The following is a 12,042-nucleotide window of genomic DNA, read 5'->3' as shown; positions in this document are numbered from 1 at the left end:
CGGCCATATATGGCAGCGCCAAGCCAGGGCGAGAAACCGCATCGTGAAATCTGGCTTTGTTCGAGAGTCCGTTTTGAAAGCCGTCAGGGCGAGCCGAAAATGGTGCTTTTCGAGCACCGGAGCCGGCGTACATCAGGCACGCGGGCACCGGAGCGGAGGAAAACGCCATTTGCAGGCCGCCGTCACGACTTTCAAAACGGACTCTCAGGGCTCTCAAACCATACTCTCCTTTGAACCGCAAGAAAGGCGTAGGCGACAGGATGCGGCATTTTTGCGCTATTGCCGGTTTTCGTCATATTCAGTCCCCATTCGCGGTGTCCCAAAGCGGTGACGGCGCAGGTCTGGCGGGCATTTCCGCAATTCCCGCCGCTTTTTCACGGCGGCCTGCGCGGCGGTCTTGCACGGGAAGCGGTTATGCTCGCATCCTGTTCCACTTTCGAGCAAGCTCGCCGAACGATAGATGCCGTGATTCGCTGGGAGAGAGGTTCAGCCATGCGTTCTGTTTCACGCGCCCTCGTGGGGGCGTCCGCCTTGTTGCTTGCCATGGCTGCCGCGCACGCGCAGCAGCAGCCGGGCGGCACGGTCCGCTCCACGCACGGGGCGTGGTCGATCATATGCGACACACCGGCCGGCGCATCGACCGAGCAGTGCGCCATGATGCAGAACGTGGTGGCGGAAGACCGGCCGGAAGTGGGCCTGTCGGTGGTCGTCCTTCGCACCGCCGACGACAAGGCCGAGATATTGCGGGTTCTGGCCCCGCTCGGCGTGCTCCTGCCCAACGGGCTTGGGCTCAATGTCGACGGCAACGACATCGGCCGCGCCTATTTCGTGCGCTGCTTCCAGGATGGATGCTATGCCGAGGTCATCCTCGAGGAACCGCTGCTCGAAACGCTGAAGACGGGCGAATCGGCCACCTTCATCGTGTTCCAGACGCCGGAGGAAGGCATCGGCATCCCCGTGGACCTCACCGGCTTCGGCGAGGGCTTCGACGCGCTGCCCTGAACCGCGGCCGCACGCCCCCGTACTGGAATGTGGGCGCGGACTTCCTTAAATGGGGTGAAGCCCCGCAACCAAGGAATTCCGCATGGCCCGCTCCCTCCTCGACAGTTTCGATTGTTCCGAAGACCGGCTGAAAAAGGTCGTCGCCAACGCCCTTGGCGGTGCCGACGACGGCGAGCTCTTCCTGGAATACCGGGAGGGCGAGGCGCTGGTGCTCGACGACGGCCGCCTGAAGACCGCCAGTTTCAACACCGATCAGGGTTTCGGCCTGCGCGCGGTCGCGGGCGAGGCCACCGGCTATGCCCATTCCAGCGACCTGTCGGAAGCCTCGCTCAAGCGTGCATCCGAAGCCGTCGCCGCCGTCAAGCACGGCTATTCGGGCAAGCTCGCCGCGGCGCCGCAAGGCACCAACCGGCGCCTTTACGGCGACGACAATCCCATTGCCGCGCCCGGCTTCGAGGCGAAGGCAAGGCTGCTGCAGGAGATCGACGCATGGCTGCGCGCGCGGGACCCGCGCGTGCGCCAGGTGACGGCGTCGCTGACCGCCTCGTGGCAGCATGTGGAGATCCTGCGCGCCGACGGGCACCTTGCCCGCGACATCCGTCCGCTGGTGCGGTTCAACGTCTCGGTGGTGGTGGGCGATGGCGACCGGCAGGAATCGGGCTCCTACGGCATGGGCGGGCGCAAGAGCTTCGGCGATTTTCTTGCCGAGGATTCCTGGCAGTTCGCGGCCGGCGAGGCGTTGCGCCAGGCGCTCGTCAATCTCGACGCCAGGCCGGCGCCGGCCGGCACCTTCGACATCGTTCTGGCCAGCGGCTGGCCGGGCGTCATGCTGCACGAGGCCGTCGGCCACGGGCTGGAGGGCGATTTCAACCGCAAGAAGACCTCCGCCTTTGCCGGGCTCATGGGCCAGCAGGTTGCTGCAAAAGGCGTGACCGTCGTCGACGACGGCACGATGGCAGAGCGCCGCGGCTCGCTGACCATCGACGACGAGGGCACGCCCTCGGCCCGCAATATCCTGATCGAGGACGGCAAGCTGGTCGGCTACATGCAGGACCGGCAGAACGCCCGCCTCATGGGCATGAAGCCCACCGGCAACGGACGCCGCGAATCCTACGCGCACGAGCCCATGCCGCGGATGACCAACACCTACATGACGGCCGGCGACAAGACGCCCGAGGAGATCATCGCCTCGGTGAAGAAGGGCGTCTACGCCGTGTCCTTCGGCGGCGGCCAGGTCGACATCACCTCCGGCAAGTTCGTGTTCGGCTGCACCGAGGCCTATATGATCGAGGACGGCAAGGTCACCCACCCCATCAAGGGCGCCATGCTCATCGGCAACGGCCCCGACGCCATGCACCGCGTCTCCATGGTCGGCAACGACATGAAGCTCGACACCGGCATCGGCATGTGCGGCAAAGCCGGCCAGGGCGTCCCCGTCGGCGTCGGCCAGCCGCACCTCAGGATGGACAGGATGACGGTGGGCGGCACGCAGGCGTGAACGGCGCTATGGCCGCGCAAGCGCCGGCGATCAAAGTGGCCTTGGATGGTCGATCGCCAAGCCTCTGGTATTACGGCTCCACCCAGGACGCCGGCGTTCGCGGCAGTCTATGCTCCGGGTCGACAACCTTGAGCCGGGGCGATCCCTCCTCGTTCCAGCGCCAAAGGGCGACGCAGGTGCCGCCCGGCGACATGAAGGACGGGTAGAACACACCGTCGAAACCATCCCGTAAAAGGCGCCGCTGTAGCTGGTGCGTTTCCGGCTCGACGCCGTTGTCGAGCATCGCGCGCCATTCGCATCGGTGGATCTGTGCGCTGACACCTAGCGAATCGAGGATATCCGCCGCGGTCAGGTCGGCCAATCGCGCACCGGTCAGTTCGAGTTGCGCAATGAGCGCGGGATGCTGGACGAAGCCCTGATTGTATTCCGCCCAGGCCGTCGAAAGTTCGCATGCGGCATAGATCGTCCGCTGGCCCGGCGGATTCCAGCGTCCGCCGAAGCGGGCGGCACCTTCGCCGGACAACGGCAGATGTGCCCATCGCGGCACGAAGGCACGCCAAAGAGCGAGCCGCCGCCGTTCATCTTCAGGCATAGACGCCCGAGCGAACGGCCTCGAGATAGGCAAGAACCTTGTCGGCCTTTTTCTCGCGCACGAGATCGTAGGCGGTCTTTCCCGCCCAGCCGGGAATCGGCTGATGCTTGAACCAGATCGCGGCACGATCCTCGCCGCCGGCCATCTCGCCGGCCATCGCCAGGATGCGGACGACGGGGCTCAACGCCGCATCGACCTTGCGGGCGCCGGCCTTGGCGGTCAGAGTATTGCGGGCCACGCCGATCAGCCCGGCCAGTTCAGTGAGAGTCACCCCCAGCCTTTCGGCCACGCGGCGTGCCGACAGAAAGGGCGCGCTGTCCTCCCTGAAATGGGACGCGGAAACATCGAATACCGCGGCGGTCATACCAGAATCCTTACATGATTTTATGATCTCACGCCCAATGTAAGCTCAATAGGCGCTCAATTCAAGCGCAGCACTTGGTCAGAAAGGCGATGCAGTAGACGCCATCCACCGCGTCTCTGTTTTCGGCAATAACATGAAGTCGGCATCGGCATGTGCGGCAAGGCGGGCAAGTTGTCCCCGTCGGCGCCGCATCTCAGGATGGGACAGGATGACGGTGGGCGGCACGCAGGCGTGACGGGCAGGTGACGGGTTGGAGTTTGGTTGAATCACGGGCGTCTGGTTTCAAGTTCTTCGATAAAAACTTGAATCCCGCCGCCGCGGATTGAATTGGACTGGAGTTTGACCAAGCCTCGGCCGTTACGCGTCGATTGTATTCAGCAGTAGGTCTTTCAGGCCCGAAGGATAGAGCCTCGGCCCGCTATCAAGGTCGAGATCGCTGAGGTCGAACCAGCGCGCCAGGCAAGGCACTCCGTTGTCCTCCTGCAAGGCGATCCTGTCCTGCCCAGCGAACGCGCAATCGGGGAACAAAACCTCGCCGATGAAAACGACTTCATGGCCGGCCACACCCTCATGGGTAAAGATGTTCTCCATGACAAGTGGATCGCCTTTGACGGAGACGTCGATCCCCAACTCTTCCTTAAATTCTCTGACGATTGCTGTCGACCAAAGCTCTCCGAATTCCACCTCGCCACCGAGTGGGCGCACACCCTTCACCTGCCCCTTATCGTCGTAAATTTCGGCGGCCAGCAGGCGCCCGTCCCGCCAATGCAGGCCAATTGCGATCACCCTGATGCTGGATCTCGGACGCCATTTTGTCATCGCGACTCACTACCCGCTTTCGGCGCGCTCGCAAAGGGCTCGAAGCCCCATGCGGTCGTCTGACAAGGGGGCAGCAGCATCACCTTCCCCGCTCCAGGAGCGCCACCGCCTCCACATGCGGCGACCAGAGGAACTGGTCGATGGGCGTCACCCGCGTGATGCGATAGCCGCCTTCGAGAAGGGTCGCCAGGTCGCGGGCGAGCGTTCCGGGATTGCACGAGACGGCGGCGATGCGCCTGATCTTCGACTTGGCGATCTGCCGGCACTGGTCCTCCGCGCCGGCGCGGGGCGGGTCGAAGACGAGGCCGTCGAAACGGTCGAGCTCGCGGGCCAGCAGAGGCCGGTTGTAAAGGTCGCGCCTTTCCGAGGTCACCGGCTTGAGCTGCGGCGACAGGCGCGCGGCCTCGTCGAGCGCCGCCAGCGCCGCCGCATCTCCTTCGACCGCGTGCACCCTGCCTTGCCTTGCCAGCCGCAGCGCGAAGGTGCCGGAGCCGGCAAAAAGATCGGCCGTGAAATTCGAGCCCGCCAAATGGTCGCGAACGAGCCCGGCCATCGCTTCCTCGGCCGTCTCCACGGCCTGCAGGAAGCCGCCCGGCGGCAGCGAGACGGCGATGCCGCCGAAGATCACCTTCGGCCGCGCGCTTTCCACCAGCGCCTCGCCGCCGGCGACAACCCGGGCAAAGCCGGCGCCCAGCGCCAGATCGACCGCCTTGCGCCGCTGCTTCTCGCCCAGCCTGCCCGCGCCGTCTACCGAAACGTCGAGCCCGGTCGCCGTCGCCGTCACGGTGATGCGGAAAGGCTTCGGCGTCGCGGCGAGCAGGCCGGCCAATTGTCGGATGTCTTCCTTCGCGGCAACGATGGACGGCAGGGCGATCGGGCATTCCTCGATGTCGATGATGCGGTGGGACTGGGCGGCGTTGTAGCCGAGAAGAACCTTGTCCTTCAGCTTCCGCGCGGTGAAAGTAACCCTCCGCCTGGAAGCTGGAGGGCAGCCGATCAGCGGCGCAACTTCGGCTTCTATCCCGCGCATGGTGAGCGCCCTGACCAGCTTTTCGCGCTTCCAGTCGGCATAGGAAGCGGCGCCGAGATGCTGGACGGCGCAGCCGCCGCAATCGGTGAAATGGCGGCAGGCGGGCACGGCGCGTTCCGGCGCCGGCGTCAGAACCTCTTCCAGCACAGCCTTGCCCTTGCCGACCTCGGCGCGCACGGTTTCGCCCGGCAGCGCGAAGGGCACGAAAACCGGCCCTTGCGGCGTCTCGGCGATGCCGTCCCCCTGCGCCCCCAGGGTGGCGATGGTCAATGTCTGGCTCATAATTCCTTCCGCGCGGCGAGCAGGAATTCGCGATTGCCGTCGCCGCCTTCTATGGGAGATTGCGTCAGGCCGACCGTCCGCCACCCGTCCTGCCGGCCAAGCCACCCTGCCATGTCGTCGGCTATCGCATCCGCCCGCGAGGGATCGCGCAACAGGCCTCCCTTGCCGATCGCCTCGCGCCCGGCCTCGAATTGCGGCTTGACGAGAAACAGTCCGTGCGCGCCCCGCGCGGCCATGTCCAGGGCCGGCGGCAGCGCCAGCCTGAGCGAGATGAAGCTGACGTCGCAGACGAGGAAATCGGGAGGTACGCCGCCGATGTCGTCCAGCGTCAGGGCGCGCGCATTGATCCCTTCGATGCCGGTCACGCGCGGATCGCGGGCGATCTCCGGATCCATCTGGCCGGTGCCCACGTCGATGGCGGTCACGCGGGTCGCGCCGCGCTCCAGAAGCACCTGGGTGAACCCGCCCGTGGACGCCCCGATATCCAGCGCCCGCGCCCCGGCCGGGTCGAGGCCGAAATGGTCCAGCCCGTGAACGAGCTTGAGCGCGGCGCGCGAGACATAGCGTCGCGCGGGATCGTCCACCGCCACCTCCGCATTGCCGGAAACCATCTGCCCCGGCTTGGCGGCCACCGCCCCCGCCACCCGCACCGTGCCCCGCTGGATCGCGTCGCGAGCCCGCGCCCGCGTGGCGAAAAGACCGCGCTCGACCAGAAGCTGGTCGAGACGGATGCGAGATTGCACGGTCGGGGCGTTCATGGCTGTTCAGTGAAGGATGCGGCCCCGGTTGGCAAGTGGGTGCCTAACAGCACAATTGCGATTCACGGCGGCACCCTGCACACCCCCCTCTGCCCGGCAGGGCAGAGGGGGGTGCGCAGGAGCGCGGCGGTAAATTGTAACCGTGAAACCAACTCCGCCCTCATGCGAAAGATCGTCGTCATCCTCAACGCAAGAATCAGGGGGCGAATTCGCAAAACAGAGTTGATGACGAGCTCGGTGCCAATTTCGCCATCCCGGAAGCGCGGAGCGCAACGCAGAATTGATCGCAAGGCGCGGCTCAGTCAGGCCCGTGCCACATGCTCCTCCTGGCCCAGCGCCGCAAACACGGTGCTCACGATGCCCGCCGCGTCGAGCCCGGCATCCGCCACCATCTTTTCCGGCTTGGCGTGGTCCATGAAGATATCCGGCATCACCAGCGGGCGCAGCTTCAGGCCGCTTTCCAGCAGCCCCTCATGCGCCAGGAAATGCATGACATGCGCGCTGAAGCCGCCGACGGAGCCTTCCTCGACGGTCACCAGAACCTCGTGGTTTTCGGCAAGGGCGCGTATCAGCGCCTCGTCCAGCGGTTTGGCGAAGCGGGCGTCGGCCACGGTGGTGGAAAGGCCCGCCGAATCCAGCTCGTCCGCCGCCTTGAGGCAGTCGGCCAGCCGCGCGCCGTAGGAAAGGATGGCGACCTTGGAGCCCTCGCGCATGATCCGGCCCTTGCCGATCTCCAGCACCTCGCCGCGCTCCGGCATGTCGACGCCGACGCCATTGCCGCGCGGATAGCGGAAGGCGATGGGCCCGCTGTCGTGGACGGCCGCCGTGCGCACCATGTGCTTCAGCTCCGCCTCGTCGCCCGCCGCCATCACCACGAAGTTCGGCAGGCTGGCCAGATAGGCTATGTCGAAAGCGCCGCAATGGGTCGCCCCGTCGGCGCCGACGAAGCCGGCGCGGTCTATGGCAAAGCGCACCGGCAGGTTCTGGATCGCCACGTCATGCACCACCTGGTCGTAGGCGCGCTGCAGGAAGGTGGAATAGATCGCGGCGAAAGGCCGGTAGCCCTCGGTCGCCATGCCGGCGGCGAAGGTCACGCCATGCTGTTCGGCGATGCCGACATCGAAAGTCCGGTCGGGAAATTCCTTGCCGAACAGATCGAGCCCGGTGCCCGACGGCATGGCCGCGGTAACGGCCACGATGCGGTCGTCCTCGCGCGCTTCCTCGATGAGGCTCTGCGCGAAGACCTTGGTGTAGGACGGCGCGTTGGAAGGGGCCTTGGCCTGCGCGCCCGTGATGACGTCGAACTTCGACACGCCGTGATATTTGTCGGCTGCGGCCTCGGCCGGCGCATAGCCCTTGCCCTTCTGGGTCACGACATGGATCAGCACCGGGCCCTGGCCGTGGTCGCGCACATTCTTCAGGACCGGGATGAGATGTTCCAGATTGTGTCCGTCGATCGGGCCGATATGGAAGAAACCCATCTCCTCGAACAGCGTGCCGCCGGTGACGTAGCCGCGCGCATGCTCCACGGCGCGGGTGATGGCGCGGTCGACATTCTTGCCGAGATAGGAGGTCAGCTTCTTGCCGAAGTCGCGAAAGCCCTGATAGGTGCGGCCGGAGGCGAGGCGCGCCAGATAGGCGCTCATCGCGCCCTGGGGCGGGGCGATCGACATGTCGTTGTCGTTGAGGATGACGATCAGGCGCGCATCCAGCGCGCCGGCATTGTTCATCGCCTCATAGGCCATGCCCGCGGACATGGCCCCGTCGCCGATGACCGAGATGACGTTGTTGCGCCGGCCTTTGAGGTCGCGGGCCACCGCCATGCCGAGACCGGCCGAGATCGACGTGGACGAATGGGCCGCGCCGAAGGCGTCGTATTCGCTTTCCGCGCGCCGAGTGAAGCCGGAGAGCCCGCCTTCCTGGCGCAGGGTGCGGATGCGGTCGCGGCGTCCGGTCAGGATCTTGTGCGGATAGGCCTGGTGCCCGACATCCCAGATCAGCCGGTCGCCGGGCGTGTCGAAGACGTAGTGCAGCGCCACGGTGAGTTCGACGACGCCCAGCCCCGCGCCCAGATGCCCGCCGGTCCGCGACACGGCGTCGATCGTCTCGGCGCGCAGTTCCTCGGCCAGCTTCGGAAGATCCGCCTCCGTCAGCCGCTTCATGTCGGCCGGAATACGGATCGTGTCGAGCAGGGGTGTCTGGGGCGGCGACTTCACGGGCTTCACTTTCGGAAAGTGTGGCGGTTCGCGATCTCGGTTCGCTTCACGCAACTGCGGACGGAAAACGGGGTTCCGCCTTTCCTGGAATTGCTATTGCGGATCCAGGGGCTCGACGCCGACGGCCTGGCCTTCGCGCGAAAGGCGGATCTTTTCCACCTTGTCCTCGGCCGCCTTCAGCAGCTTGTCGCAATGGGCCTTCAGGGCTTCGCCGCGCTCATAGATGCGGATCGACTGCTCCAGCGGCACGTCGCCGCGCTCCAGGTCGTTGACGATGTTCTCCAGCGCCTCCAGCGCCTGCTCGAAGCTCATCGCCTTGATGTCCTTGTTGGCTTCGGCGGTGGTGGTTTCGCCAATATTGGTCTCGGGGATCATCCCTCACCCTTTCATCAAGCGTCCGACATGGGCGGCGACCGAAAGCGCCAGCCCCTCGAGGTCGTAGCCGCCTTCAAGCAGGCTGACAATGCGGCTCCCGCACAAACGGTCGGCCTTTTCCATAAGCATCGAGGTCGCCCACGCGAAATCCTCCTCGCGAAAGTTCAGATCGGCCAGCGGATCGCGATAATGGGCATCGAAACCGGCCGAAATGATGATCAGGTCGGGCCGGAATTCGACGAGGCGCGGCAGGATCACCGCGTCGAAGGCGTCGCGCAGGGCGTCGCCGCCGTCGCCGGCGGCCAGCGGCACGTTGACGATGTTGCCCGCTCCCGTCTCGCTGGCCGCGCCGGTGCCCGGATAGAGCGGCATCTCGTGCGTGGAGCAGTACATGACGGTCGGGTCGTCCCAGAATATGTCCTGCGTGCCGTTGCCGTGGTGCACGTCCCAGTCGACGATGACCACGCGCTCGGCGCCATGCGCCCTCTGGGCATGGCGCGCGGCGATCGCGGCGTTGTTGAAGAGGCAAAAGCCCATCGCCGTGTTCTTCTCGGCGTGATGGCCCGGCGGGCGGGTCGCCACGAAGGCGTTGTCCGCCCTGCCGGTAAAGACGTCGTCGACCGCCGCCATCGCGCCGCCGACGGCGCGCAGCGCCGCCTCGTAGCTTCCGGGACTGACGGACGTGTCCGCGTCGATGCGCGCCATCCCCGTTTCCGGAACCGTGCCGCGCACCCGCGCGCGGTAGCTCTCGGGATGGGCGAGAAGGATCGCCGCCTCGTCGGCCAGCGGCGCCTCGGCCCGGTCGAGCGGGTCGAAGATCTCGTGCTGCAGCACGCGCTCGATGGCGCGCAGCCTGTCCGGTCGCTCCGGATGACCGGGCGGCGTGACGTGTTCGAGGCAGGCGGGGTGGCTGTACAATCTCGTGGTCATGCCCCGATATAGAGCAAGTCCGGAAAAGTGGGAACCGGTTTTCCGAAAAGACTTGCGACCAAACAAAGGCTTAGAGCCAGATTTTGATTCTGCCAGAATCTGGCTCTGAGCGGGAACGAGCCCTTTGGCCACGCCCCTTTCGCCCAACCTCCGGTCAGGCGGCTATTGATCCTCCCGTCCCGCCAGGCCGGTCAGCATCCGTTTGCCTTCGCATTGTCCGCCAGAAGCCCCTCGAGTAGCGTCCTGAAGGCATCGACCGCCCTGCGCGAGGTCTCCTCCGGATCGGGCGCGTTGGCGATCCACAGCGAGGCGTTCAGCGAGGCGCCGTTGATGAGATGGGCCATGGCGTCCGGGTCGAGATCGACGATCGTGCCGGCGTCGCGCAGCCCGCGCAGGTTCGTCGAAAGCGAGGCGATGCAGGCGCTCTGGTTCGGCCATGTGGTGGGATCGCCGAGTACGGCGGGGCCGTCGCGCAGCATGATGCGCTGGATTTCCGGATCGAGCGCCATTCTCACATAGCCGATGCACTCCTCCACGAAGCCGCGCCACGGCGTTTCGGCGCCCGCCGTGATCTCGCGCAGGCGTTCGCTCATCTCCGCGTCGATTTCCGCGATCACGGCTTCCAGCAGGCCCTTCTTGCCGCCGAAATGGTGGTAGAGCGCGCCGCGCGTCAGCCCCGCCTCGGCGGTGAAATCGTCCATCGAGGCGTCCGCATAGCCGACGGTGCCGAAGGCCTTCCTGGCGGCGGCGACCAGCCTGGCACGGGTTTCTGCGATCATTTCGCTGCGCGGCTTGTGCGCCATCCGTCCCTCGTCTTCACATACGTCGCGTATATCATTTGACATACGCTTCGTATGTATTTATCTGATCAACATACGCAGCGTATGTAAACCCCTTTGCACCCTTCATCAAGGATCACATCGATGCCTAACCCTTATAGCGAGATCTTCAAGGCGCCGGGAGCGAAAGGCTTCGCCGCCGCCGGCTTTCTCGCCCGGCTGCCGATCGCCATGGTGCCGATCGGCATCGTCGCCATGCTGTCCCAGACCCAGGGCGAATACTGGCTGGCGGGGGCCGTTTCCGCCACCTTCGCGCTGACCAATGCCTTCCTTGCCCCGCAAATCTCGCGTCTGGTCGACAGGCTCGGCCAGACGGCCGTGGTGGGCCCCACCACCGCCATCTCCGTCGTCGCGTTCATGGCGCTGATCGCCGCCGCGAACCAGGACTGGCCCGCCTGGACGTTGTTCGTCTCGGCGTTCCTGGCCGCAGCCATGCCCAGCATGCCGGCGATGATACGCGCGCGCTGGACGGGGATCTTCCGCAACAGGCCCGAGCTGAACACCGCCTTCGCCTTCGAATCGGCGGCCGACGAGCTGATGTATATCGCCGGCGCGTCGCTCTCGGTGGGCCTGGGCGTCTCCCTGTTCCCGGAAGCGGGCATGCTGGTCAGCACGCTGTTCCTGGCGGTGGGAACGGTTGCTTTCCTGCTCCAGCGCTCGACCGAACCTCCCCTCCGGCCCACGATGGACGTCGCCAGCGTTTCGGCGATCAGGCTGAGGCCGGTGCAGATCCTCACGCTGGCGCTGGTGTTCATCGGCGCGATCTTCGCCACCGCCGAAGTGAGCGCGGTCGCGATCACCAAGGAACTTGGGCAGCCCGGCGCGGCCAGCCTTGTGATCGGCGTCTATGCGGTCGGGTCGTTCGTCGTGGGGCTCGTGCTGGGGGCGCTCAACCTCGCCACGCCGCTGCACCGCCAGCTTGCCATCGCCGTCACGGTGATCGCGGTGACGACCGTCCCGCTGCTCTTCGCCGACACGGTGGCGCTCCTGGCGCTGGCCGTGTTCGTCAGCGGACTTGCCATCTCGCCGACCTTCATCACCGCATTCGGGCTGATAGAGCGCCGCGTGCCGGAAACGGCGCTGACCGAGGGCATCACCTGGGTGATGACCGGCATCGGCATCGGCATGGCCGCGGGCGCGTTCACGGCCGGCTGGGTGGTCGACACTTTCGGCCCGTATAACGGCTTCTGGGTGTCCGTCGTGTCGGCAATGGCGGCCCTTCTGACGGTTCTTCTCGGGCAGCGTGTGCTGGCCGACGGAGGGCGCGCGCCCACCGCATCGCCCCTGCCGCAACCCGCCGAATAGGGCAATTCCAGGAAAAGTGGACGCTCGAAAGA

At 66.0% G+C, this 12,042-nt stretch carries 12 protein-coding genes; 3 read left to right on the top strand and 9 right to left on the bottom strand.

Features of this window, described 5'->3' with window-relative positions:
- The first annotated feature begins 543 nt into the window (after positions 1-543).
- Both NTH_RS16230 and tldD read left to right on the top strand, forming a co-directional pair.
- The gene (locus NTH_RS16230; protein WP_338531941.1) at positions 544-1,002 is read left to right on the top strand and encodes an invasion associated locus B family protein; all 459 of its coding nucleotides are present in this window, start codon (positions 544-546) and stop codon (positions 1,000-1,002) included.
- An 82-nt stretch (positions 1,003-1,084) separates the two neighbouring features.
- Positions 1,085-2,500, top strand: a complete 1,416-nt coding sequence (gene tldD / locus NTH_RS16225; protein ID WP_338530987.1) for a metalloprotease TldD — start codon at positions 1,085-1,087, stop codon at positions 2,498-2,500.
- Between the two features lie 70 nt (positions 2,501-2,570).
- Here tldD and NTH_RS16220 read toward each other — a convergent pair whose 3' ends face one another.
- The 9 genes from NTH_RS16220 to NTH_RS16180 all read right to left on the bottom strand — a co-directional run bounded on the left by NTH_RS16220 (position 2,571) and on the right by NTH_RS16180 (position 10,669).
- Entirely contained in the window at positions 2,571-3,092 is a 522-nt protein-coding gene (locus NTH_RS16220) for an RES family NAD+ phosphorylase (RefSeq protein WP_338530986.1), read from the bottom strand.
- Positions 3,085-3,456 (bottom strand): antitoxin Xre/MbcA/ParS toxin-binding domain-containing protein, encoded by a 372-nt coding sequence (locus NTH_RS16215; RefSeq protein WP_265515809.1) that lies wholly within the window; start codon positions 3,454-3,456, stop codon positions 3,085-3,087. The genes NTH_RS16220 and NTH_RS16215 overlap by 8 nt, the downstream gene beginning before the upstream one ends.
- Before the next feature lie 357 nt (positions 3,457-3,813).
- Positions 3,814-4,275 (bottom strand): NUDIX hydrolase, encoded by a 462-nt coding sequence (locus tag NTH_RS16210; protein WP_338530985.1) that lies wholly within the window; start codon positions 4,273-4,275, stop codon positions 3,814-3,816.
- A gap of 79 nt (positions 4,276-4,354) precedes the next feature.
- A complete protein-coding gene (locus NTH_RS16205; RefSeq protein ID WP_338530984.1) occupies positions 4,355-5,587 on the bottom strand; it encodes a class I SAM-dependent RNA methyltransferase in 1,233 nt (410 codons plus the stop codon).
- Positions 5,584-6,345 (bottom strand): TlyA family RNA methyltransferase, encoded by a 762-nt coding sequence (locus NTH_RS16200; protein WP_338530983.1) that lies wholly within the window; start codon positions 6,343-6,345, stop codon positions 5,584-5,586. Before NTH_RS16200 ends, NTH_RS16205 begins: the two co-directional genes overlap by 4 nt.
- A 302-nt stretch (positions 6,346-6,647) precedes the next feature.
- A complete protein-coding gene (gene dxs, locus NTH_RS16195; RefSeq protein ID WP_338530982.1) occupies positions 6,648-8,561 on the bottom strand; it encodes a 1-deoxy-D-xylulose-5-phosphate synthase in 1,914 nt (637 codons plus the stop codon).
- A 93-nt stretch (positions 8,562-8,654) separates the two neighbouring features.
- Entirely contained in the window at positions 8,655-8,936 is a 282-nt protein-coding gene (locus NTH_RS16190; protein WP_338530981.1) for an exodeoxyribonuclease VII small subunit, read from the bottom strand.
- A 3-nt stretch (positions 8,937-8,939) separates the two neighbouring features.
- Positions 8,940-9,866 (bottom strand): histone deacetylase family protein, encoded by a 927-nt coding sequence (locus NTH_RS16185; protein WP_338530980.1) that lies wholly within the window; start codon positions 9,864-9,866, stop codon positions 8,940-8,942.
- 191 nt (positions 9,867-10,057) lie between these two features.
- Positions 10,058-10,669 (bottom strand): TetR/AcrR family transcriptional regulator, encoded by a 612-nt coding sequence (locus NTH_RS16180; RefSeq protein ID WP_338530979.1) that lies wholly within the window; start codon positions 10,667-10,669, stop codon positions 10,058-10,060.
- A 120-nt stretch (positions 10,670-10,789) separates the two neighbouring features.
- Here NTH_RS16180 and NTH_RS16175 point away from each other — a divergent pair, with 120 nt between their 5' ends.
- On the top strand, positions 10,790-12,010 hold the full coding sequence (locus NTH_RS16175) for an MFS transporter (RefSeq protein WP_338530978.1): 1,221 nt from the start codon (positions 10,790-10,792) through the stop codon (positions 12,008-12,010).
- The last annotated feature ends 32 nt before the right edge of the window (positions 12,011-12,042 follow it).

Origin of the sequence: Nitratireductor thuwali (assembly GCF_036621415.1) — a bacterium.
GTDB classification, from domain to species: domain Bacteria; phylum Pseudomonadota; class Alphaproteobacteria; order Rhizobiales; family Rhizobiaceae; genus Chelativorans; species Chelativorans thuwali.
Note: the sequence above shows the minus strand (reverse complement) of the source record. Positions and strands in the feature narration are given on the sequence as shown.

What these genes read in the sequence shown, in the direction of transcription:
- NTH_RS16230 (WP_338531941.1), top strand. Translation starts at nt 544, where the DNA reads ATGGCTGCCGCGCACGCGCAGCAGCAGCCGGGCGGCACGGTCCGCTCC.
- NTH_RS16185 (WP_338530980.1), bottom strand. Translation starts at nt 9,866, where the DNA reads ATGACCACGAGATTGTACAGCCACCCCGCCTGCCTCGAACACGTCACG.
- NTH_RS16180 (WP_338530979.1), bottom strand. Translation starts at nt 10,669, where the DNA reads ATGGCGCACAAGCCGCGCAGCGAAATGATCGCAGAAACCCGTGCCAGG.
- NTH_RS16190 (WP_338530981.1), bottom strand. Translation starts at nt 8,936, where the DNA reads ATGATCCCCGAGACCAATATTGGCGAAACCACCACCGCCGAAGCCAAC.
- NTH_RS16220 (WP_338530986.1), bottom strand. Translation starts at nt 3,092, where the DNA reads ATGCCTGAAGATGAACGGCGGCGGCTCGCTCTTTGGCGTGCCTTCGTG.
- NTH_RS16215 (WP_265515809.1), bottom strand. Translation starts at nt 3,456, where the DNA reads ATGACCGCCGCGGTATTCGATGTTTCCGCGTCCCATTTCAGGGAGGAC.
- NTH_RS16175 (WP_338530978.1), top strand. Translation starts at nt 10,790, where the DNA reads ATGCCTAACCCTTATAGCGAGATCTTCAAGGCGCCGGGAGCGAAAGGC.
- tldD (WP_338530987.1), top strand. Translation starts at nt 1,085, where the DNA reads ATGGCCCGCTCCCTCCTCGACAGTTTCGATTGTTCCGAAGACCGGCTG.
- NTH_RS16200 (WP_338530983.1), bottom strand. Translation starts at nt 6,345, where the DNA reads ATGAACGCCCCGACCGTGCAATCTCGCATCCGTCTCGACCAGCTTCTG.
- NTH_RS16205 (WP_338530984.1), bottom strand. Translation starts at nt 5,587, where the DNA reads ATGAGCCAGACATTGACCATCGCCACCCTGGGGGCGCAGGGGGACGGC.
- NTH_RS16210 (WP_338530985.1), bottom strand. Translation starts at nt 4,275, where the DNA reads ATGACAAAATGGCGTCCGAGATCCAGCATCAGGGTGATCGCAATTGGC.